General features: G+C 61.6%; 14 protein-coding genes. All 14 read right to left on the minus strand.

Going from position 1 to position 23265, the window contains the following annotated elements:
• Positions 1–50: 50 nt before the first annotated feature.
• A complete protein-coding gene (locus tag ABCS64_RS00335) occupies positions 51–803 on the minus strand; it encodes an ABC transporter ATP-binding protein (RefSeq protein ID WP_418889958.1) in 753 nt (250 codons plus the stop codon).
• Entirely contained in the window at positions 800–1798 is a 999-nt protein-coding gene (locus ABCS64_RS00340) for a FecCD family ABC transporter permease (RefSeq protein ID WP_418889959.1), read from the minus strand. The genes ABCS64_RS00335 and ABCS64_RS00340 overlap by 4 nt, the downstream gene beginning before the upstream one ends.
• Positions 1791–2813, minus strand: coding sequence for an ABC transporter substrate-binding protein (locus ABCS64_RS00345; protein WP_418889960.1), 1023 nt, complete (start codon positions 2811–2813; stop codon positions 1791–1793). The genes ABCS64_RS00340 and ABCS64_RS00345 overlap by 8 nt, the downstream gene beginning before the upstream one ends.
• A complete protein-coding gene (locus ABCS64_RS00350) occupies positions 2814–4976 on the minus strand; it encodes a TonB-dependent receptor (RefSeq protein ID WP_418889961.1) in 2163 nt (720 codons plus the stop codon).
• 21 nt (positions 4977–4997) lie between these two features.
• Complete coding sequence (locus tag ABCS64_RS00355; RefSeq protein ID WP_418889962.1) at positions 4998–5876, minus strand: methyltransferase domain-containing protein; 879 nt, start codon at positions 5874–5876, stop codon at positions 4998–5000.
• Positions 5873–6829, minus strand: coding sequence for a carbon-nitrogen hydrolase family protein (locus tag ABCS64_RS00360; protein WP_418889963.1), 957 nt, complete (start codon positions 6827–6829; stop codon positions 5873–5875). The genes ABCS64_RS00355 and ABCS64_RS00360 overlap by 4 nt, the downstream gene beginning before the upstream one ends.
• On the minus strand, positions 6826–7761 hold the full coding sequence (locus ABCS64_RS00365) for an adenosylcobinamide amidohydrolase (RefSeq protein WP_418889964.1): 936 nt from the start codon (positions 7759–7761) through the stop codon (positions 6826–6828). The genes ABCS64_RS00360 and ABCS64_RS00365 overlap by 4 nt, the downstream gene beginning before the upstream one ends.
• A 438-nt stretch (positions 7762–8199) precedes the next feature.
• Complete coding sequence (locus ABCS64_RS00370) at positions 8200–10383, minus strand: TonB-dependent receptor (protein WP_418889965.1); 2184 nt, start codon at positions 10381–10383, stop codon at positions 8200–8202.
• Positions 10384–10864: 481 nt separating this feature from the next.
• Positions 10865–13144: a TonB-dependent receptor plug domain-containing protein gene (locus tag ABCS64_RS00375; RefSeq protein WP_418889966.1), complete on the minus strand. Its 2280-nt coding sequence runs from the start codon at positions 13142–13144 to the stop codon at positions 10865–10867.
• Positions 13145–13270: 126 nt separating this feature from the next.
• On the minus strand, positions 13271–14809 hold the full coding sequence (locus tag ABCS64_RS00380; protein ID WP_418889967.1) for a PepSY domain-containing protein: 1539 nt from the start codon (positions 14807–14809) through the stop codon (positions 13271–13273).
• Positions 14810–14812: 3 nt separating this feature from the next.
• On the minus strand, positions 14813–16939 hold the full coding sequence (locus tag ABCS64_RS00385; RefSeq protein ID WP_418889968.1) for a TonB-dependent receptor: 2127 nt from the start codon (positions 16937–16939) through the stop codon (positions 14813–14815).
• A 29-nt stretch (positions 16940–16968) separates the two neighbouring features.
• A complete protein-coding gene (locus tag ABCS64_RS00390; RefSeq protein ID WP_418889969.1) occupies positions 16969–19140 on the minus strand; it encodes a TonB-dependent receptor in 2172 nt (723 codons plus the stop codon).
• Between the two features lie 548 nt (positions 19141–19688).
• Entirely contained in the window at positions 19689–20855 is a 1167-nt protein-coding gene (gene meaB / locus ABCS64_RS00395) for a methylmalonyl Co-A mutase-associated GTPase MeaB (protein ID WP_418889970.1), read from the minus strand.
• A 234-nt stretch (positions 20856–21089) separates the two neighbouring features.
• Positions 21090–23261, minus strand: a complete 2172-nt coding sequence (gene scpA, locus ABCS64_RS00400) for a methylmalonyl-CoA mutase (RefSeq protein ID WP_418889971.1) — start codon at positions 23259–23261, stop codon at positions 21090–21092.
• Positions 23262–23265: the final 4 nt, after the last annotated feature.

A 23265-nucleotide genomic window follows, 5' to 3' on the forward strand; every position in this document is an offset into this window, starting at 1 on the left:
GGGCAGAACCTTTTTGCCTGACAAAGTGGTCCCGGTCAATCAGGTAAAAATCAGGGGCAAGCGATGTCGTCGCGCACCGTGTAGAACGTCCAACCATCGACGTGTGCCTGGATGGTTGAGACGCCATATACCGGATCAAGTATTTCTGGCGTCAGGACGCGTGCTGGCGTGTCGCTGGCAACGAGCTTACCGCCAGCGAACAGGGCGAGGCGATCACAATAACGGCTGGCCAGATGTAAATCATGCAGGACGATGAGCACAGTCTGCGTTCTTGCATATTCGCGCAACAGGCGCAAAACCAGGTGTTGATGCGGCATATCCAGATGTGCGGCCGGTTCATCGGCAAAAACGATGCGCGGCCGGTGCGCCAAGGCACGGGCGATGGCGACACGTGCCTGTTCGCCGCCGGAAAGCGTCGTGAAACGCCGTTCGAGCAGGTGGCCGATCTGGCAATGCTCGATCAAATCGCCAGGAATTTGGGCAACGCGCAGATGCAGCATTTCGGCCACGCTCAGGTTCCAGTAACTGAGGATCTGTTGCGGCACATAGCCGATGTGGGCGGCCAGCGCGTGTGCCGGCCAGGAGGACAGCGGATGCCCGCCTAAAACGACCTCACCGGAGGTCGTCTTGAGCAGCCCGATGGCCGTGCGCACCAGGCTTGATTTGCCGGCCCCGTTGGGGCCGATGATGCCGTACAGTCCCTGCCCGGGAATATCCAGATCAATACCGTCGAGCAGCAGTTTTTTCCGCTCTGTGCGTACCGACACATTGCGGAAAACCAGCATGGGCGATGAGGTACTCATGATTTTTGTCTCAGCAGCAGGAACAGGAAGAATGGGCCGCCGATCAGCGAAGTCATCAGACCGACCGGAATTTCGCTGGGTGGGATGGCGCTGCGCGCGACGGTATCGACGAGCACCAGCAGAATGCCGCCGCCCAGTGCGACAGCCGGCGCCAGGCGGGTGTGCAGCGGGCCGACCCACCAGCGCAGTACATGCGGCGCAATCAAGCCGACGAAGCCAATCAAGCCACCGAAAGCCACCGCCAGCGCCGTAGCCAGCGCCGCCAGCGCGATCGCCTGCATCGAAAAACGACGCACGCGCACGCCCATGCTGTGCGCCGTTTCCTCGCCCAGTCCAAGCGCATCCAGACCGGGCGCCAGTCGTATCGCCGCGGCGAGCGCCGCCAGCGTCCCCAGAAACAGCAGCGCCCATTCCTCCCAGGCGGGTGACTGGATGCCGCCCAGTTGCCAGGAAATCACCGCGCGCAGGTTGCTCGACTCGTCGCCGAAGACCATCAGGATCAGGCTGCGCAGCGCCGACAAGATTGCCGCCAGCGCCACGCCGGCAAGCAGCAGGCGCCCGGTCTGCGCACTATGACCGCCACCGCCGCCGAGGAGCAACACCAACAGGCTGCTGCCCCAGGCGCCGAGGAAAGCCATCAGCGGCAAGCCCACGCCACGCGGCAGCAGTTCCGGCAGCAGCAGCGCACAGGCGGCGCCTAGGCTGGCGCCGGCGGCGCTGCCCAGCAGATACGGTTCGGCCAGCGGGTTGCGGAAAACGCCCTGGAAAATCAGGCCGGAGAGGCCGAGGCAGGCGCCGACGACGAATGCCGTGGCAACGCGCGGTGCGCGCCAGACGAAGACCAGCGCGGCCTGTTGGCTACCGTCGAACCACTGCGTCGGCCAGACGGTATCGGCGCCAAAGATCAGTCCGGCGAGAATCGCCAGGCACAGCGCGCCTGTCAACGCGATGAACGGCCATGCGCGCGAATGTGAGGAAGATGGATGACTATGCATTGAAGCGCTCCGGATGGATGGCACGTGCGTAATCGGCAACGGCTTCGATCTGGCGCGGGCCGGGAATCAGCTTGTGGTTGCGTTGCAGGACGACGATGCGCCCTTCGCGCGCGGCGCGTAACGCCGACCAGCCCGGACGCCGCACAATCTGGCGGACCGCCTCCGGCGCGGCGCTGACATCCGGAATCCGTTGCAGGGAAATGATTACGTCCGGGTCGCGCAGAAAGATCGCTTCGCCGCTAACCTGCTGCGAACCGACCAGGTCGCCAAATACGTTCTCGCCACCCGCCCAGGCCAGCGCATCGTTGGCGTAGTGCCCTTGCCCGACGGTCTGGAAGCCGGCGTTGCCGGCGGCGCTGGTTTCTAAAAACACGCGGCGACGCGGCGCGCCGTGCAAACGATCGCCAATACGGTCGAGCTGCGCCCGCATCTGGCCGAGCACGGCCTCGGCCTGCGCCTCGTGCCCGGTCGCCCAGCCGACCAAGCGGATATTGCGCAGGATGGCGGGCAGGTCGGGGTGTTGCAGCACCAGTACCGGCACGCCGATGCGGCCGAAGGGGGCGATCAGCGCCAGGGCGCTGTGCTGCGCCGGGGTGACGACGATGAGGTCGGGCTGGTGTGCGGCGACGGCCTCGGCGGAAAAGCCCAGCGATCTACCGACCGAAGGTTTTGCCAGCGCGGCGGCCGGCCAGCCGACCAGGCCGCCGACGGCGGCGACGCGTGCTTCCAGCCCAAGCGCGAAGACGATTTCGACATTGCTCGGGAAAATGACGACGATGCGCTGCGGCGGGCGGGCAATGCTCAACGTCCGACCCAGCGTATCGACGACCCGGCGCGGAAAGGCGGCGGAGGTCTGACAAAGCGCGGGGCCGTCCGGAGCCGAGAATGCCGGCATCCCCGGCGTTCCCGCAGACAGCGCCCCTGCCGGCAGCGCGCCCGCGCCCGCCAGCGCCAACAGGCGCCTGAGCAGCGCCCGCCTTGACAGCGATTTCACCATCGTGTCGTCGTCGCCCACTCAGAACTCCTGACGCACGCGGGCGAAGAAATTGCGCGGCGCACCGGCATTGCCGGCTTCCTGCGAAGACATATCGTCGTTGATGTAATAGACATTACCCAGGTTATTGACGCCGGCCTGTATCGTCAGCTTCGGTGTCACACGGTAGCTGATGGACGTGTTGACCAGCGTATAGGCGGGCAGTTTTTGCGGGTGGGCAACGTTGTCGCGCAGATAGCGCGTGCCGACGTAGCTGGCCGAAGCGTTCCACAACCAGGGCCCACGCTCGAACGTCACGCCGAGGCCGGCGATGTGCCGCGCCGACATGCGCACGCGCTTGCCGCCGAAGTTCTGTGTCGGCACGCCGGCATTGCTGTAGGTCTGGAAGTCACGCAGGCGCGCATTCTGCCAGGTGTAATGCGCGTAACCGCTCCATTCGCGGGCCAGCCGCCAGTGCAGAAGCGATTCGACCCCTTCGGTACGCGAAGTGGCGTTGCTGAAAATGAAGCTGTCCGGACCGTTGCGGAATGAACGCTGTCCGTCGATTTTGTCCGCACGGAAAAGACTGAGCTGGTAAAACCAGCGTTCATTATCCAGTTGCCCTTTGACGCCGAACTCAATGCTGCGGGTTCGCTCCGGGCGCAGAATCGACGGCACGACGACGCCGTTGCGCGTATTCAGCGCTACGGCCTGCGGGCGAAAGCCTTCGGACCAGTTGGCGAACAGCGAATGCGCACTGTCGTCGCGGCGGGCATACACCCAGTCGGCGCCAAAACGCGGGCTCAGACGCGACGCACTCTGGGTTGACTGCACCGGCGTATTGGAGCGCTTCAGATGCTGTTTAAAGCTGTCGTGCCGCAGGCCAGCAACGAATCCGAAATCACCGATTTCGAGGCGATCCTGCACGTAGAGACTGCGCACCGTCTGGTCAAAGCGCGAGTAGGTCGCCTTGCCGCGAATGCCGCGTGGGTCATTTCTCACATTGCTCACCGGCGTGTTGTAATGGGGGCCGCGATACGTCGGCGCGTTGGTGTATGACGGCGATTCCTGATTCTGCCAGTCGTCTTCAAAACTGGCACCCGCCTGAAACGTGTTGTTCCAGCCCTTGCCGGCGTGGCGATGGATTAGCGCCAGGTCGTGGAAAACGCCGCGGTCGCGCGTATCGGTTTGCGAAAACCCCTTGCTGACGGCGGCCGGTCCCGGCACGATGGTCACGCCGCCCTGAAACTGGCGGTTATACGCGGCGAAGCTGCTCAGATGCTTTAGCGACCAGCCATTGGTCAGGCGCACGTTGTTTTTCCAGGATATCGACTGATAATTGCCCTCGATCGCGACGCCGGGGATCGCATAATTGTCGCGCTGCGTGATGCCATACATCGGCCGGCCGTTTTGCAGGGGAACGATCGAACCGCGCTTGGCCTTGACGCGCGTTGCCAGGTACTGCAGGCCGGTTGTCCAGTTTGAAGTCATTGCATGATCGATGCCGAACACCCCGCTGGGCTGATCGCGATCGGTGCCGTTCTGGAAACCGTCGCTGTGGCTGTATGCCAAGCCGACGAAAAAATTGCCGCGGTCGTAGTCGAAGCGTTGCCGGTAAGCGCCGCCGATCCGGCCGAAACTGCCGGCGGTCAGGCTGGCGCTCCCGCCTTCTTTTTCCGGCTTCATGAAAAACTGGGCGACGCCGCCGATTGCGTTTTTGCCGTAGAGCGCCGAGGCCGGCCCCTTGATAAATTCGACGCGCTCGACGAGATCCGGCGCAATCAGCGTGACATCGGCATTGCCCTGCAAAACGCGCAGCGGTACGCCATCGATCAGCACCAGCACGTCCTGGGTATCGCGCAGCCCGCGCGTTTCAAAGCGCGAATAGTAATTGCCCTGCGTCCCATGCTGCAGGCCGGGTACGCTGCGCAGGCTGTCTTCCAGCGTGATGGCGCCGGCCGCATCCAGCTCGCGGCGCTCGACGGTGGCGGCCGAAAACGGTAGCCGCAAGGGATCTTCGTCGAGCCGCGTCGCGGTCGAGATGATGCGCTTGCCGGTCACGGCGACCGGCCTCAAGGCCGTTTCTTCCACCGCCATAGCGTGCGTGGCGGCCAGCAGCGCCAACGGAATTGCCGATAATGCCGGCAGGGCGCGCGGGCAGCGTAGCGGCGGGTGAAGAGAAAATAGAAAACGGTTCAAAGGCATGATGAAAATCTCCCTGAAGGGTTATGAAAAAAACCAGCGAACGACCGCGCTGCGCTTGGCGCAGGCCGCCAGCCAGCCATTCCCGCCATTTTGGCAATTTCTGGCGGCAAACCTGGTGGCATTTCCGGCAAAATCTCCGGCAGCTTGCAGCGCGTGGTCGAGATAAGCCCGCAGCGCGCGGCCCTGCGTGCTGTCGGCGGAACAATCGAGACGTTCGAGAAAATGCCGTGCGGCCTCCTGCCGGGTGGCGAAATTGAAACGGCATTGCCAGTCGATATAGTCGATTTGCGCCGGCTGGCGCGATTGCCCCAGCTGTTCGAGCGTTCGCTCGACCGCTGGCTGCCGGTTCACGGCGTTGTCACTATAAAAATCAGCAGGTAAAAAACCAGCCAGGCAGAACGAAGCCGGCGCGGCCTGCGCCGGGACGATCCAGACCATCTCACGCCGTGCGCGCGGTGCCAGCGCATCGAACAACGCATCGGCAGCGTGGTGGCTATCACCGATGTTGAAGGCGAACACGGCATCGGCATGGACTGACTTCGGCAAATCCTGCCAGCGCGCGGCGATATGTTCGAGACGGATGCCACGCGCCGCCAATGCGGGCGCTTGCGCGGCCAGCGCCTCACCCATCGCCGGATTCGGCTCGACGGCGCACCAGCGCGCGCCGTCGGCCAGGCAATGGCGCGTCACGCTGCCGCCGCCAGCGCCGATGTCGAGCACGTCGACGTAATTCTTGCCGACGGCCGGCGCCAGGCGTACGGCATAGTCGGACTGCGCCATCATGCGCAGGTAGAGGCGCGCGTGCGCGCTAACGTCACCGGCCTTGCGCGCGGCGGGCGAATCCCAGCGCCAGCCGCTTGGCGCGGGCGCGGTCATTGTGCTGTCCGGCGCCTGCGTCATTGCGCTTCGGGGCGCGCGATAGCCGTGGTTTGCGCGGGTAACGTGGGTATCGGCCGCTGTGTGGGCAGCGGCATGTCTCCCGCTGCAGTAAAGCCACGCGCACCGTCCCAGTCGAGAAAAATCAGCCGCGTTTCCGGAAAAGTGAAGGAAAAGAGGCGCTTGCCATCCTGTGCGACAACGCTTTCGCCAAGGCGGAAATCCAGGTCGGGTTCGTTGCCGGTGCGGTTGTTAACGATCAGCGGCACGCCGGTTTCGGCCGTGCGCGCTTCCCAGTAACCCTCCGGCCCCATGCCGGGCACAGGCGGCCAGTTGGCGGGAGAAATCAGGATTTGCGCGCCCAGCGCCCGCAGGCGTCCCGACAGTTCCGGACGGTAGGCGTCGGCGCAGACGAGTACGCCGACGGAAATCCCGTCTAATGTGAAAGGCGTATTGCGCACGCCCGGCGTAGCCCAGCGTTCGATTTGCCCGCCGACGACCTGGTATTTGCGGTGCGTACCAAGAATTTTGCCCTGGCGGTCGATGACCGCGACGCTGTTGTGCAGCATGTTGCCGGCCAGGTTCTTTTCCGGCAGCCCGATGAACAAGGCCATACGGTGATGGCGCGCGCGTCGCGCAAGTCTTTGCAACCAGGCGCTGGGAAAGGCTTCGATCCACTCCAGGCCGATGCGCTTGGCGAATCCATAACCGCTTTCAGCCAGTTCCGGCGTGGCCAGCCAATCAGCCTGCGCGGCGGCGGCGTGTTCGACGGCGTGCTCGATGAGGCGGCGGTTATGGGCGACTTCGCCCGGACGGGCATCCATGTGCAGCAGCGCAATCCGGATCGTGCCGGGCGGCTTGGCGGCAATGTCGACTGGGGTCGGCGCAGGCGCGGCGGGCGCACTGCCGCTAGCCGGCGCTGCCAGGCAAAGCGCAGCGACGCCCAAAACAACGCGGCGGCGTTTCATGACCTTCATTGCGCCTGCTTCTGCGGCAGGAAGAAGCCGTTCTGTTTGCCCAGCGCATCGACGACGGCGACATACGCCGCCTTGCCGATCAGGCTGCCCAGCATGCTGTGGCCGCCGACATACGTGGCGTGCGGGGCACTCTGGTCGCTGGCTCCGGAAACAACGATGATGCTGTCGGTGCCGGTGCCCGTCGCCTGTGCGTTTTTCGTATAGCTGCTCGGCACCTTGAGGTCTTCGAGCGCGGCCGTTTTGCCTTCGGTCAGTACGACCATCGCCTGCGCCATGGCGCCGACGCTCAGGCGTGCATTGGTCAACAGGATGATGTTGATCGTACCGCGCGGTTCTTGTCCTTCGACGTAATCGCTCATATCCGTGCCGGCGCGCAGGGCATTGGTTTTGGCGCCGGCCGTGACCAGCGCAGCAACCATAAATGGCCCTTGTTTCAAGGTGACGAAGGACAGATTGTCCATGTCAGCGGCGGTGCCCGTTTTCACCACGTCGTCCGTACGCACGCCCAAGCGTGTGGCCATGCGCGCCTGCACGCGATCGAGATAGGTGCGCCCTTCGTCGCCCGGCAGGCTGGCCCAAAGCGCCGGTGAGGCCGCATGGTTGGCGACTGCCGCGGCATTGACCAGGCCGTCGGAGGTGGATAGGGTCGTTCGGCGTTGGGGAAAGCGGACGAGCAGGGTTTTTTCCCAATGCCCATCGCGTTCGCTACGTACGATTTCGGCTTCGGCATGCAGTATGGCGGGTAGGGGCGGCGCGGTGATTGGGCTTGGTGCGGCGGCTTCCGTAAGCTGCGACGCAGGCGGCTGGTCCGTGCCGTTGTATGTGCCGATGGGGGCGCAGGCCGGCAGTAACAAAGCCAGGCTGGCGAACAGCCCGATGGACAAACGCGTCAGTCCGGTTCGGGAAAAATGCGCGTGATTAATGGTTCTCATCAGTTCATTACTCCTTGCAGATTGGCAGGCATGTGGCCGGGTCATCGATTTGGCCCGGCGATACAACGCGGCAGCCCCGGCGAAAGAGATGGGGCAGCGCACGATAATATAGGGCACATTGCCTGGCAATATCCGCGACGGCCTGGCATCCCTTGCCAGGAATATTGCTTACCGGGCAGTCAGCGCGGGCGTTCAGTCCGCCGCGCGCAGCCGCTACTGCGCTGCGTACGGTGAGACGCCGGTTGCGATGGCGGGCAGGCCGGGAACCCGCGTGGAATAAGGGTTTCCAGGGTGCCTGCCTGGAAACGCCCAATTGGCGCGGGTTCTGGCGATGCCCTCCCTGAAACGCCCAAGGGACGCGGGCTTCCGGCCGCCTGTCCGGAGAGTCGGTCGGCTTTCTGGTCACCGGATACATGCCCCGGAATTTCCGCTAAACCCTCAGAACAGTGCGCGCACGCCGACGCGGAACATCCGGCCCGGCATCGAGGTGCCGTAGCCGCCGTTGGCCAGCGCGGCGTTGAGCTTGTACGGCTGCTCGTCGAGACCGAGGAAGATCGGGTGTTCGTTAACGTTAAACAGGTTGTTGACGGCGGCGAAGAGCTTGACGTTGGGCGTCAGTCCGAATTCACCACGCAGATTGACCACGGTGAACGGTGATTTGCGGTGGATGTAACTGCGGCTCGGTTCCGCCCAAGCGTGCAGGTTCTCTTCGGTGTCGTACCACATCGGCCCGCGCAGAACGCCTTCGACGAGCAGCGACCAGGGATGCGCGATGCCGCTTTGTCCGATGCGCGTCCCCAGCGCAGCCTGATACTGGTAGGCGCGCTGCGGTTTGTCGGAGTTCGCCGTCGCGCTCACGCCCTTGTCTTGCATCTTGAAGTTGTAGCCACCGTTGGCAAAGACCGACCAGCGCCAGGCCGTGTTCTGGTGGCCGAGCAGCGGCAGCAGGTTGGCGTTGGCCTGGATTTCGATGCCGCGGATAAGAATGTCGCCGCTGTTGTTGATGTAGTCGGAGGTGTTGGCGACGCCAGGGCGCAGGCGCGAGATGATGCGATCCCGGATCGTGTTCTGGAACAGGGCGAGGTCGATTTGCCAGTCGCGCGCCGCGTAGGCTGCGCCGACTTCGAACTGGCGGCTGCTTTCCGGCTTGATGCCGGGGTTGCCGAAGATGCGGCCGCCGCCGAGCGTGACGAAATCGGCCGCCAGCTCGGAAGCCGTCGGCGCGCGGAAGCCGGTCGAGATGCCGGCGCGCAGCGTCAGGGCCTGCGTCGCCTTGAACGTGCTACCGAAGGAGTACGTCGTCTGGCGATAGTTTTGGCTACGCGGCCGCAGCGCGGAAAGGTTCGGCGTTTTTTCGAGCGAAGTCTTGCCGAAGGTCCGGCGCACGCCGCCGCGAATGACCAGCCGGTCGTCAAACAGTTTTTGCGAATCCTCGAAATACAGCGCATTGACCGTTTCGCTCTGGTTGATGTCCTGCGGCGCGACCTGCGCGAGATTGTTGCCAGGCACGCCCAGGCGGAAGCGGTCGGAACGCAGGCGGCTGTGTTCCCAGTCCCAGCCGACGAGCAGGTCGTTGCCATGCCAGAGCGTTGCGCCGGGCTGCACGCGCAGGCCTTCGATGTCGAGCGTGCGCGTGTTGTGGTCGACCCGGGTGCCGCGCGCCGGTTTGCCCGTGCTGCTACGGATGACGGGCGAGGCCCATTTGAAGTCGTCGATGTCGCGGATGGCGTAGGCATGCGTCAGCCAGCGCACGCGGTTGTCCGGCAACTTGCCGGAATAGACGAGGTCGGCGGAACGGTTGCTGCGGTCATCCTTGCTGTGGATGTTGGCGCCCGATCCGCGGAAGCCTGCATCGTAGATGCCATCGGCGCGCAGCGACAGATCCAGCCGGTGGTTATCGTTGACCTGCCAGCCCAGCCCGGCGGCCACGCCATGGCGATCCCAGTCGGTGTTGGCCAGCTTGCTGCCGCCGGAGCCGGAGTGATAATTGCCGCTTGCGCCAGCCGTGACGCCGGCGTACCAGTCGAACGCGCCGCTTTGTCCGCCGGTCTGCGCGCGCCCTTGCCACAGCCCCCAGGAACCGGCCGAAGCTTCAAGCAGCGTGCCTGGCGCCGTGCGCCCGTTCTTCATGATGATGTTGATGATGCCGCCGATATTCTGGCTGCCATAGACGACGGAGGAGGGGCCGCGCACGATTTCGACGCGCTCGACATCCGAGGGCGAGAGCTTGGAAAGATTGGCGGTGCCGGCGCGGCGGCCGTTGACGAGCACCAGCACCTGGCTGCGAAAGTCTTTCCCTTGCCCGTCGGAAGCGCCGCCGCGGATGTTGATCGAGGTCTGCGCTGGCGTCCACTGACTGAAGAAGCCGACGGCGTTTTCGGCCAGCAGTTCGGTCACCGAACGGGCGGAGGATTCCTCAATGCGGCGAGCGTCGATGACCTGCACCGTGCCGGCGATCTGCGCGCGCTGTTCGGGTTTGCCGGTGGCCGTGACGACAACGTCGCCAAGCGTGGCCTCCTGTTCCTCCGCGGCAGCGGAAAAGCCCATCAGTGACAAGGACAAGGCGATCGCTTTCATCGCCAAGCGTCTTGCCGTGCCGCGGTGTTGTGGTGTTGCGTGCATTGTTGATTCTCCTGTTTTACGTTGATAAAAATTATTGGATAGTGTGTGATGGCGTCCTTGCGGGCAAGCGGCTTCTGACAAGGCCTTGCGAAGGATTTGACTGGCTCCCGATCGCCGCGCCATAGAATTGGAGGCCGCTGCTGACCTGGCCGCCGGCATAGGCGGGCGACAGTGCGTTCGTCTTGCCGATTACTTCCATGGATGGCAACTGCGTCGCTGTGTTGCGCGCCGAGTCGTGCTTTTCATGCCGCGGTATCATGTTTCCCTGGTGTTTTCGGTTGTGGCGCAGAAGTCCGGCGCCACAGAACGCGGAGCATGAAGTAGCCAGATGCATTGTATATCGCCTCAATGGTTTCACTAATCTCTGGGCGTTCATTTTTTCAGGTACCCGGTGGCGCGGCCATTCGGGGGCGTTGGCAATTTGTTGCCATACCCGCTAAAAGACGCCCGCCTTTCCGCCATCTGCGTCCCCTGGGTGTCATCAGAAGCTTGCCTCCATTTCCACGTAAGCATTACGTCCCGGCATCCGGTAAAACTCGTAATATTCTTTGTCGAACAGGTTGTTGATGCCGGCGGAGAGCTTCAGATACTTGTCGAAGGCATAGCTGACGCGCAGGTTGGTCAGCCAGTATTTGCTGGCGCTGCCATAGACATTTTTGACAACGTCGCTATTATTTTCGCTCGAGAATTGCAGGCCGGTATACGTCGTACTCAGATTGGCACGCCAGTTCTGCCACTTGGCGTCCAGTGCAAAACTGGCCAGATCACGCGGCACATTACGCAGTTTCTTGCCTTCCAGGCCGGAACCGCTTTCGTCCTTGGTGATCCGCGTGTCAGTTCGACTATAGCTGGCCGAGGCACGCAGCCATTTCGTCAGCGGGATTTCGCCGCTCAGCTCCAGACCGCGCACGTAGGCCTTACCGGCATTGGTCGGTGTTGAAACATCTGTCACTGTAATAAGCGTGCCGGTCTTCGGCCCGGTGTATGGGCTGATCTTGTTGTAGATCATGTCCTTCATCCGCCGTTCGTAATAGGCAGCTTTCAGGACCCCCTCATTGGGCAAAGCCTTCTCGATGCCGAGATCCCAGGAGAGCGAGCGCTCCGGCTTAACATTGGGGTTGGGAAGAAGGATCTGGTATTGGCCGTGTTGCATGGGGGTGGCATACAAGCTGAAGTTACTCGGTGCCTTGAAACCACTCCCTACTGAACCGCGTACGGTCAAGGTATCCGTCCAGCGATAAACGGCGGCGAATTTTGGCGAGAAGGCCGAGTGCGTGCGCGCCGGTGAATCAAAGACGCCCGTAGGCGAGCCAACGTATTTCTTCGCCACGCCGTGTGTCGTCCAGCGGTCGTAACGGCCGCCGAGATAGAGCGTCAGCGCATCGTTGAGGAAGAACTGGTCTTGCAGGAAAAGCGCATGGTTCGTGCTCGTGCCCGACGATTCTTCATTGACCCGCGTGCGCGAGCCTTCCGGGTCGCGCCAGCGGGAGAGCTGGTAGATCTTGCGGTCGAGCGTGCCGCGCGTGAGCGCGTAGCCGCCGATCAGATAGTGTTTTTCGCTGATCGCCGTACCCAGCTGTACTGAGCCGTCGAGCGTGGTATTCGGTGTATTGGTGTTTGTTCCCGGGCCATCACGGAAAGTCGCGCCCCTACCGGAAGCCACATAGTAGCCTTTGCGAGTGAAATAACCCACATTGACCTTGAGGTCGTATTTTTCTCCCAGTTTGCCGTCGTAGCCGACGATATAGCGGTTTTCCTCGCGCAGGTTTGGGTTGCTGGTATCCCAGAAGCTGGTCGGCCGCACCGTACCGAGACGATCCCCGTTGATCGAGACATTGTTGGTCGGCAGATTGAGCGGTCGGCCGTTACGCGTCAGGTAATTGTGGAAGTCGTTGAAGCCGACATGCGATTGGGTATATGCAAAACTGGCAAAGAAACGCGATTTTGCGTCCAGCGCATAGTACAGCCTGGCGTTGAAGTAAGCGGCATGTGAAGGCGTCGCGCCACGATCGCCGACGACGTAAGCCGGTACACCCGCGGATGTCATCGTTTTCCTGCCACCTTGTACGGCATTGCGGCCATTCCCGGCGCCGGTTACCGGCAGCACGACCGGGTTGTTGTCGACAAAACCGGCCATATCCTCGTAACGGGCGGTCAGCGCGAGCGCGAGTCCATTCTCCCAGTGGTCGCGGTAGCTTGCTTCGGCGATGTTTCGCTTGGCATCGTTGAAGCCGCGTAGATATTTCAGGCGATATTCTTTCTTGGTTGGCATCTTGGTGATGACGTTGATCACGCCGCCGACCGCCTCGCTGCCGTACAAGGCCGAAGCAGAACCGGGCACAACTTCGATTCGATCGATATCACTGATGTTGATGCTCGTCAAACTGCTGAGCGATCCGGCATTGCCGTCACTCAGGCTGATGCCGTCAAGCATCATACGGACGCCGCCCGGACCGCGCAGGCTGACGACTGGCCCGCCGTTGATCCGTGTTGATGTGCCCAAGCCACCACGCATGTACAGGCTCGGCACCTTGGCCGTCAGCGCATCGCCGACGCGTATGGCGCCGGATGTTTCGATTTTGTCGCGGTTGACGACGGATACATTGGCCGGCGACTCCAGCGTGTTTTGTTCGATGCGTGCGGCAGAAACGACGACATCACGCATCGTAGCCTCGTCCTTGTTGTCGGCTGCTACTGCCTCGCCGATGGTGCACTGGCCAGCAAACATAAGGACGATCAGGGTTCGGGATGGTAATTTCATTTTCCTCTCCTGAATGGGGGGACGGATTGTTGATGAAAGACGTCGAACTTCATTTGGCTATTCGAACTATTCGAAGGCCTGCCTTTGCGGGAATGTTTGGATCCGTATGTTCATGGGGTGTCCTGATCATCGCCGGAAACGTTTCCAGGCCAGCACACCTGCGCCGATGCAAAGTGCGATGCCGATCGCCGAAGTGACGAGGATGAGGGCGATGCGCCCGTTTTCCCAGAAGTCGAGCGGTGGAAAATCGAAGCGGTGCAAGGCGCTGAACAGCCAGCGGTAGCGCCGACTGTTATCGTCGATCTTGCGCACGACGCTGCCGTTGGCCGGATCAATGTAGTAGGCCGTCCCGTTGGCATCATCAAAACGGATGCGCACGACAGGTAGTGTGGGCGCACGATGCCGGCGCGGGTAGTATTCGCTATCTGGTTTTTCCAGCCACTCGGCCGTGTGGATGCGGGCATCCGGTAACAAACCCGCTGCGCGCTTGGCAATTTCTTCCAGTGAAAGCCTGGCAAATGGTGGTTTGTCTGTGCCGAGGGCGACCAGGCGCGATGTTTCCGCGCTTTGCAGCAGGATGAGCGGTTGACCGGCAAAACGCAGCCAGCGGATTTCCCGCACATCTGCCGGCAATTCATGCGGTGGGGCATGTTGCAAAAGCTCGGCATCAAGCGCGCCGCCAGTCAGCCACTGCCTTTCCTCAATGGATAGTTGTCCGCCCCGAAGCAGGCCCAATGGCGCCATCGAAATCCAGCCGCTGAACAACCAGGCGATCAGGAAAACGCTGCCGGCCAGCCCCAGCCAGTGGTGCCAGAGTTTCCAGCCGTCACGATAGGGCGAAAAGCGCCCGCCCGGATAAGGTTGTCGGATGCGCAGGCGCTGGATGCCCAGCCAGAGGCCGGAAATCGCCATCAGCAGGGCGGTGAAGCTCAGCCAGATGACGACTTGCCGCCAGACTTTCGGCGCGGCGCGCAGCGGGGTGATGTAAATCCAATGGACGGTCGTGCCGAACCAGTTCCAAAGGCGTTCGGCGCGTGTCATGTCGAGAACGACTTCGCCGGTTTGCCTTGATACGTAGAAGGTCTGGCCGTCGGCATCATTGAGCTCGACGCGGTAAAACGGACGCAGCGGATCAAAGCGCGCCGTGACCGTCCATTGATCGCGCGCGATGAGAGTAACGGTGGGCGCCGGGCTGCCGAGGCCGGCTGCATTGGAAGCGTCTGCATGGCGACCGGTTTTTGCGGCGCTGGCTTCAAGCGCACGACGGATGGCGGCTTCGGCGGTAAAGTCTTCCACCGTCAGGCGGCGTCCGTCCGCGGCATCGACCGTCAGCCAGGCGGGGTCGCGGGTCTGGAAACGGTACACACTGCGTTCGCCGATCCGGTGCAGGCGCACGCTTTCGGGCAGGTCATCCCGCCCAAGCGCGCGCCAGGCCTCCCAGGGCGGCATGGGCGGCTGCCATGCGGCGTGTGCTGTCTGCGTGAGGTCGGCTGTCAGCAAAGGCAGCGCCGCCAGACGTTCCTCCTCGCTCCAGCGCGGGCGTGCTACGAATACCATGATGATTCCGGAAACGAACCAGGCTAATACCAAGGCGCCCAGTGCGATGCCTGACCAACGATGGAAGAGATGGAGGATGCGCAGCAATGCGGCCGGTGTCTTGAACATTTTTTAAAACTTCATTTCGGCGATTAAATCAAAGCGGCGCGGCTCGCCGAGGAAAAATTGCGTGTTATAGGCGTTCGTCGCATACACCTTGTCGGTCAGGTTGCGCCCAAGCAGGCGGAACGTCAGCCGGTCGCTGTAATGCCAGGTCAGGCTGGCGTCGGCGACGGTATAGGCTTTCATCGTGAAGGTATTGGCATTGTCCCGGTAACGCTTGCCGACGTGGCGCAGGCCGAGCGAAGCCTGCCATTGCCCGAAGCGGTAATGCCCCCACAGGTTGGCAACCTGCTGCGGCACGTTGGATGGCGTGTTGCCGGCGCGTGAAACGCTGCGGCCGCCGGAAGATTCGTTCAGTTCGTCGAACTTGGCGGTGAGGTAGGTGTAGTTGCCCTCAAAACGCCAGTTTTTAACAGGCGAGATGTTTGCCGCCAGTTCGATGCCCTGCGAATGCATGCTGCCGCCCTGGACGGAGATTCGGGGATTGTTGGGATCGCGCGTGATGATGTCGTCCTTCTCGATGCGGTAGAGTGCGGCCGTCCATTCGCCGAGACCGCCGCCCAGCGTCTGCTTGATGCCGACTTCGACTTGTCGTCCGGTCGTCAGCTTGAAGCGGGCATTGCTCAGATTCATGGTAACCAGACTGGTGACCGGATCGTGTCCGGCGCTGATTTGCCCGTACACGCTGGTGTCGCGCGTCAGATGGTGGGTGAGGCCAAGTCGCCAGGCGGTGCCGTTGATCCGGGCCGAAAAGTCCGTGCCGGAAATCAGCTGGGTGCGCGAAATTCTGGCAAGGTCGCGGCGGATGCCGGCCATCAGCAGCCAGCGATCGTTAATCTGCCAGGCGTCTTCGACGTAAAAGGCGTTGAGCGTCGTGTCGGTGTCGAAAGAAGCCCGAATGGGGTCGGGGCTGTTCCATGAACCGTGATTAGGATGATCGACAGATACGATGGACGAGCCGCGATAGGGTGAATTGTTGGTATGCCGGAAATTGATTTTGGCGATTTCCCAACCCGCCACGGCGCGGTGTCCCGCCCCTTTGAACGAGGCTTCCAGCCGGTTGCCGGTCTGATCGAGGTTGTGTTGGATGTACAGATAGTCGCTGCGCTCGATGGTGTTGTTACGTAAATTCAGCGTCTGCCCTTCGATGTTCTTCCAGATTCGCTCGGTTTCCAGATAATACAGTTCGTTGCTCAAGCTCAGCCAGTCGTTCGCCCGCCAGTCGGCCTTGGCGCGCAGGCGCGTATCTTCGTAGCGAAGCTCCGCGTCGGCGGCATTATAGTTTTTATCGCGCAATGATTTGATGATGCGGCCGCCCGGTGCATACGGCGTACCGAAGTAACGCTCCGGATGCGTCAGGCTGTAGTCCGCCGTCAGGTCGATACGCAGGTCAGAATTCGGCTGCAGCCGCAGCCGGCTCATCAGCTTGCCGCCGTGCGCTTTGCCCAGGTCACGATAACCATCATTGTGGAAACCGTAAGCGTCGACGCGATAGCTGGCGATCTCGCCAACCGGCCCGGCGGCGCCGACGCCCAATTGTTTGTAGCCGTCGGTACCCAGTCCTGTCATCAATTCGTAGCGGCGTGTCCGGCTCGGCTCTTTGCGGACGGCGTTAATCGTTGCACCGATGGTCCCGCTGCCATAAACGATAGAAGCCGGACCGCGCAGGACTTCGATGCGTTCGTAGCCCCAGACATTGGAAGGATAGTTCTGTGTGCCCGACGCGGTCTGGAGACGCACGCCGTCTTCGGCAATGCCGACGGAACCGGTGCCCGCAAAACCGCGGCTGGAAAACGACAGGCCGCCATTGCCGGGGGAAGCGTTGTTGGTCAGCCCAGTTGTCCGCACGATGGCCTCGCCGATTTGCGTGTCGCCGCGCTCGCGTATCGTTTCGCCGTCGAGGATTTCCATGCTGGCAGGCAGTTCTTTTGTCGTGACGCCGGTCCGGCTGCCGCTTTGCGTCGGCTGGTTGAGGTGGAGCGTTGCGGCATCACGCGTGCTGCGCACATTGACCGTCCCCAGCATCGTTTCTTCCGCATGGGAGAGCGGGCCGAATGCGGCAAGCAGCGCCCCGGCCAGTAATGAGGCACAAAAGGGCGGATAAGAATGATGACTGGAAAGAATTGAGGGGTTCATGGAAATGCCTTTCTTTAGGGCTGGATGGGTTAAAACTTCATTTCGGCGATCAGATCGAAGCGGCGCGGGCTTCCCAACGAGCCTCGGATTCCGGATCCGGTTTTTACATACATCTTGTCGGCCAAATTGCGGGCGAGCAGGCGGAACGTGGTTCTGCTGTCATAATGCCAGGCCAGGCTGGCGTCGGCGACGGTATAGGGTTTCAGCTTGAGGGTATTGGCGTTGTCGCTATAGCGCTTGCCGACGTGACGCAGGCCAAGCGAGGCCTGCCATTGCCCAAAGCGATAGTGGCCCCACAGATTGGCGACATGCTGTGGCACGTTGGATGGCGTATTGCCCGCGCGTGAAACGCTGCGGCCGCCGACGGATTCGTTCAGTTCGTCGAACTTGGCGGTGAGGTAGGTGTAGTTGCCGTCGAAGCGCCAGTTTCTGGTTGGCGAGATACTTGCCGACAGCTCGACCCCCTGCGAATGCATACTGCCGCCCTGGACGGAGAGCGCCGAATTGTTCGGGTCGCGCGTGATGATGTCATCCTTCTCGATGCGGTAGAGTGCGGCTGTCCATTCGCCGAGGCCGTTGCCCAGCGTCTGCTTGAGGCCGACTTCGGCCTGCCGCCCCGTGGTCAGGCGATATTTTGTTCTGCCCATGTAGGACAGGGTCGTGGTCGGGTCGTGACCGACGCTCACCTGACCATAAAGACTGGTGTCGCGCGTCAGATGGTGGGTGAGACCGAGCCGCCAGGCGGTGCCATTGAGCGAATGCGGGAAATCGCCGCCCGTAGCCAGTTCATGACGCAAAATGCGGATGAAGTCGCGGCGGATGCCGGCCATCAGCAGCCAGCGATCGTTGATCTGCCAGGCGTCTTCGGTATAGACAGAGTCGATATCCGTACTGGTGTCGAAAACGGGGCGGATTGGATCGGGGCTGTTCCAGACGCCGTGGTCCGGATTACTAGCTGAAACGATCGAGGAACCGCCATAGGGCGAACTGTTCGTATGGCGAAAATCGACCTTGGTCATTTCCCAGCCGAGGACGGCGCGATGGTCGGCCGTGTTGATCCTCGCTTCCAGGCGGTTGCCACGCTGATCGTGGTCGTGATGGGCATAGACGTAACTTGTCCGCGTCACGGTATCGGCCCTCAGGTCGAGCTTGTAGTTTTCTACGTTTTTCCAGAGGCGATCCGATTCGAGAAAATAGACTTCGTTGCTCAGCCCCAGCCAGTCGTTGACCTGCCAGTCGACCTTGGCGCGCAGCCGCGTGTCCTCGTAACGCATTTGCGCGTCGTTGATGTTGTAATTCTTTTTGCGCAATGCCCTGGGTACCTGGCCGTCAGGCCCATAGGGAGTGCCCCAGTAGCGCTCGGGATGTTCGAGGCTGTAGTCGGCGGTCAGGTCGATGCGCAGATTGGCCGTAGGTTGCAGCCGTAGCCGGCTCATCAGCTTACCACCGCGCGAATCGCCCAGCTCGCGAAAGCCCCTGTCATTGTGTCCGTAGACGTCGATCCGGTAGCTGGCGATTTCTCCAATCGGCCCGGCGGCGCCGAAGCCAAGCTGTTTGTAGCCATCGGTACCCAGTCCCGCCATCAATTCGTAGCTGCGTGTCCGGCTCGGCTCTTTGCGGATGGCGTTGATCATCGCGCCGACCGTTCCTGTGCCATAGACGACAGAGGCCGAACCGCGGGAAATATCGAAACGCTCATAGCCCCAAGTGTTGCCTGGGTAGGTCTGAGCGCCTGGCGTGACGCGTATGCCGTCGTCGGCGATACCGACCGAGGTCTCCCCGGTAAAGCCGCGGCTTGAAAACGACAGGCGGCCGGTGTCGGTCAGGCCGACTGTCCGGCTGAGCGTATCCCGCATCTGGGTATCGCCGCGCTCGCGTATCGTTTCGCTGTCGATGATTGCCATGCTGGCGGGCAGTTCTTTTGCCGTGACGCCGGTGCGGCTGCCGCTCTGGCTCGGCTGGTCGAGGTGAAGCGTGGCGGCATCGCGCGTGCTGCGCACGTCGACGGTGCCGAGTACGGTTTCCTCTGCGTTAGCGGAGGTGGCGAGCGCCGCGCCCGCCAGTGCGGCAAATAGTGCGCCGGCGAGCGGCATTGTGCGCAACGGACAGGGCATGTGCGCCTGCGTGTTGCCCGACAAGCCGCCTGGAATTGAGGGATGCCGAATTCGCAAACCGTCAACGGAACGTAATAAATGCCCCATGATGTTTCCTCCTTGAAATAGGGATTGAGGGCCATTCCGTTTCCGAATTGTCGGAATTCATCGGCGACGGCGCCGTTTTTTGGCCGCGTTGAGCGGCGTTCCGATCCCGACCTGTTATTGCCGGGGCTGTATTGGGTTTTATTTGTTTTTTAGCCCAATCTTTACATCCAGGATGGCCTTGTTTGCCTTGCCGTATATGCGGTCACGCAATCGCTTGGCGATAGCAAATTCCGGCTTTCTCTAAGAATGTAAATAGGTCAGGTGATGTTTTTTACGGCGCGCCGCGGCATGTGCCATATGCAAGGCGTCCGGATGTTGCCGGGAGCGTGAGAAAAACCGCACGGCAATGGCAACGAAGCGGGTAATGAAACATATCGGCGGACGGCACAGCCGCCGTCCGCCGTGTGGAAATTGTGCTGGAATCCCGAAAACCGCGCATGCGCTGGCATCCGTGACCCGCGAACAGCAGGCTGACCAGGCATTTGTCCTGTGATCCCAATAAACATGCGGCATCACGCTTCCGGGCTCCTTCCAGCTCCAAGCGCCTGTTAAGTCAGACTGACGACGTTTTGCTGCTCGAACAGATCGAGCAGCATCAATGCCGCCTGCGTCGAGGAAAGTTCGCCGGCGCGGATTTTCTCCTCGATGGCCGGCAAGTTGATACGGATGTTGGGGTGGCCGTAGAACGTGCGCTTGAGGTGTTCGGAAACGAGGTTATGCACCCAGTCAATGTTCTGCTGCTGGCGGCGACGCATCAGCACGCCGGAAGCTTCCGTCGTCTGGCGGAATTCTTCGATCGCTTTCCAGACTTCCGGCACGTTGTCGCCCGTGTAGGCCGAGCAGGCCAGCGCCCTTGTCTTCCAGCCTTCGGTCGACGGCTGGAGGAAATGGATAATGCGTTCGTAGTCGGCGCGCGCGGCCTCGGCGCGCAGCTTGTTATCGCCGTCGGCCTTGTTGACAAGAATCAGGTCGCAGCGCTCCATGACGCCTTTTTTGATGCCTTGCAGTTCATCGCCGGCGCCGGCAATCTGAACAAGTAGAAACATATCGACCATCGAACGCACGGTGATTTCGCTTTGTCCGACGCCGACGGTTTCGACCAGAAGGACGTCGAAACCGGCTGCTTCGCAGACGATCATCGTTTCTCGCGTTTTACGCGCGACGCCGCCGAGGACGCCGCCGCTGGGCGAGGGGCGGATATAGGCGCGTTTGTCGCGCGAGAGTTTTTCCATGCGCGTTTTGTCGCCGAGGATGCTGCCGCCGGTGACGCTGCTGCTCGGATCGACGGCGAGCACGGCGGGGCGATGTCCCATATCGCACAGTTGCAGCCCGAGCGTCTCAATCAGCGAGCTTTTGCCGGCGCCGGGAACGCCGGTGATGCCGACGCGAATCGTCTGGCCGGCGTGCGGCAGCAGGCGCGACAGCATTTCCTGTGCCATTTCCTGATGCCGGTCGGCGTTGCTTTCGACCAGCGTGATGGCGCGCGCCAGAATGGCGCGGTCGCCGGAGAGCACGCCGTCAACGTACTCATCGATGGAAAGCTCGTGCTTGCGCGCCACCAGCTTGTAGGCGGCATTCTGGGTGTTCTGTGCGTAATTGCCTGGCATGCCGTCATGCCGGCTTTCGATGCCGGACATCACGTTGGTTGTGAACCCCTTGTGGTGCTCGTCGTCTTCCGGGAACCATTCCGGACGTATCAGTTTTTCGTCACTCATCAATCCGCGCCTTGATAGTAAAAAAGGGTTGCCGCCAGCAAGACAGCAAAAATCGGCGGCAACCTGAGGAGAAAGTCTGGAGACCCATTGTCAGAAAACCGGCGGCTGCCCGGAAAATGGATTAAGGGATCAAGAGATCTGATGTTTCTCCCAGGTTTTCCGTCGCGTTTAACCGGCTTTAGCGTATCCCGCCGACGCCAGCGTAGCCGGCGCCGGCAGGATACGTAACGAACGTCAGCCGAGCTGCTCGTTGAGCTTTTCGAGAACTTTCTTCGCTGCGACAGGAATGACGGTGCCGGGTCCGAAGATCAGCGCTGCGCCGTTCTTGTAGAGGAAGTCATAGTCCTGAGCCGGAATGACGCCGCCGATACAGGCGAGAATATCTCCCCGGCCGCGTTTTTTCAGTTCCTGCACGAGCTGCGGCAGCAGGGTATTGTGGCCGGCCGCCAGCGAACTGAAGCCGACGACATGTACGTCGTTTTCCACCGCCATGTCGGCGGCTTCTTCCGGCGTCATGAACAACGGGCTGACGTCCACGTCGAAGCCCAGGTCGGAGAAAGCGGTGGCAATGACCTTGGCGCCCCGGTCGTGGCCGTCCTGGCCGATTTTAGCGACCAGCATACGCGGCCGGCGACCGTGCTTCTTCTCGAATTCGGCGCACATATTCTGCACTTCCTTCAGGTCGGAGTTTTCCGCGTACTCTGAACTATAGACGCCCGAGATGGAGCGAATGACCGCCTTGTGACGCGGGAAGACCTTTTCGATGGCATCGGAGATTTCACCCAGGCTGGCGCGCGCCTTGGCCGCTTCCACCGACAGTTCGAGCAGGTTGCCGTTTTCGCGCGATTCTGCAGCACGCGTAATGGCTTCCAGAATCTGTTTGACGCGGGCGTTGTCACGGTTGTCGCGCAGTTTCTTGAGCCGCTCGATCTGCGCAGCGCGCACGGCGGTGTTGTCGATGGAGAGGATGTCGATCGGGTCCTCGTGTTCGAGACGGTATTTATTGACACCGATGATCGGCTCGGCGCGCGAGTCGATGCGCGCCTGACGCCGCGCTGCCGCTTCCTCGATACGCATCTTCGGCAAGCCGGTTTCGATGGCCTTGGCCATGCCGCCGAGGCGTTCGACTTCGACGATGTGTCCCCAGGCCCGTTTGCGTAACTGATCGGTCAGCCACTCGACGTAGTACGAACCGCCCCACGGGTCGATCGTCTTGCAAATGCCGGTTTCGCTTTGCAGATAAATCTGCGTGTTGCGCGCGATGCGGGCGGAAAAGTCGGTCGGCAGGGCGATGGCTTCGTCCAGCGCGTTGGTGTGCAGCGACTGCGTGTGACCGAGAGTGGCGGCCATCGCCTCAATGCAGGTGCGCGCGACGTTGTTGAATGGATCCTGCTCGGTGAGGCTCCAGCCCGAGGTTTGCGAGTGCGTGCGCAGCGCCAGCGATTTTGGATTCTTCGGGTTGAACTGCTTGAGCAGTTTGGCCCACAGCAAGCGGCCGGCGCGCAGTTTGGACACTTCCATGAAGTAGTTCATACCTTCGGCCCAGAAGAACGACAGGCGTGGCGCGAACTTGTCTACGTCGATGCCGGCGGCGATACCGGTGCGCACGTATTCCAGACCGTCGGCGATGGTGTAGGCCAGTTCAATGTCGGCGGTCGCGCCGGCTTCCTGCATATGGTATCCGGAGATACTGATGCTGTTGAACTTAGGCATGAACTTCGAGGTGTATTCGAAGATGTCGCCGATGATGCGCATCGAACCTTTCGGCTCGTAGATGTAGGTGTTACGCACCATGAACTCTTTGAGAATGTCGTTCTGGATGGTGCCGGCCAGTTGGTCGAGGCGGGCGCCCTGTTCAAGACCAGCGACGATATAGAAGGCCAGTACCGGTAGCACCGCGCCGTTCATCGTCATCGAGACTGACATTTCATGCAGCGGAATGCCGGAGAAGAGGATTTCGGCGTCGAGAATCGAGTCGACCGCCACACCGGCCTTACCTACGTCACCGACGACGCGCGGGTGGTCAGAGTCATAGCCGCGGTGGGTCGCCAGGTCAAAGGCGACTGACAGCCCTTTTTGCCCCATCGCCAGATTGCGGCGATAGAAGGCGTTACTTTCTTCGGCGGTCGAGAAACCGGCGTACTGGCGGATCGTCCAGGGGCGCTGGACATACATCGTCGGGTAGGGGCCGCGCAGGTTGGGCGCCAAGCCGGCCAAAAAGCCCAGATGTTCGATGCCCTTGATGTCGGCTTCGGTATACAGCGATTTGACCGGAATCTGTTCGTTGGTCATCCAGATCGGGTCTTGGTCGATACGCGCTTCCAGTGCTTTCTTCCAGGTCTTTTCATCGACCTTGGCGACCTTCGGCTGGTAATCCATTTCGGTGAAATTCGGGAATGTGCTCATCGTG

It is taken from the genome of Dentiradicibacter hellwigii (genome assembly GCF_041770905.1).
GTDB lineage: Bacteria > Pseudomonadota > Gammaproteobacteria > Burkholderiales > Rhodocyclaceae > Propionivibrio > Propionivibrio hellwigii.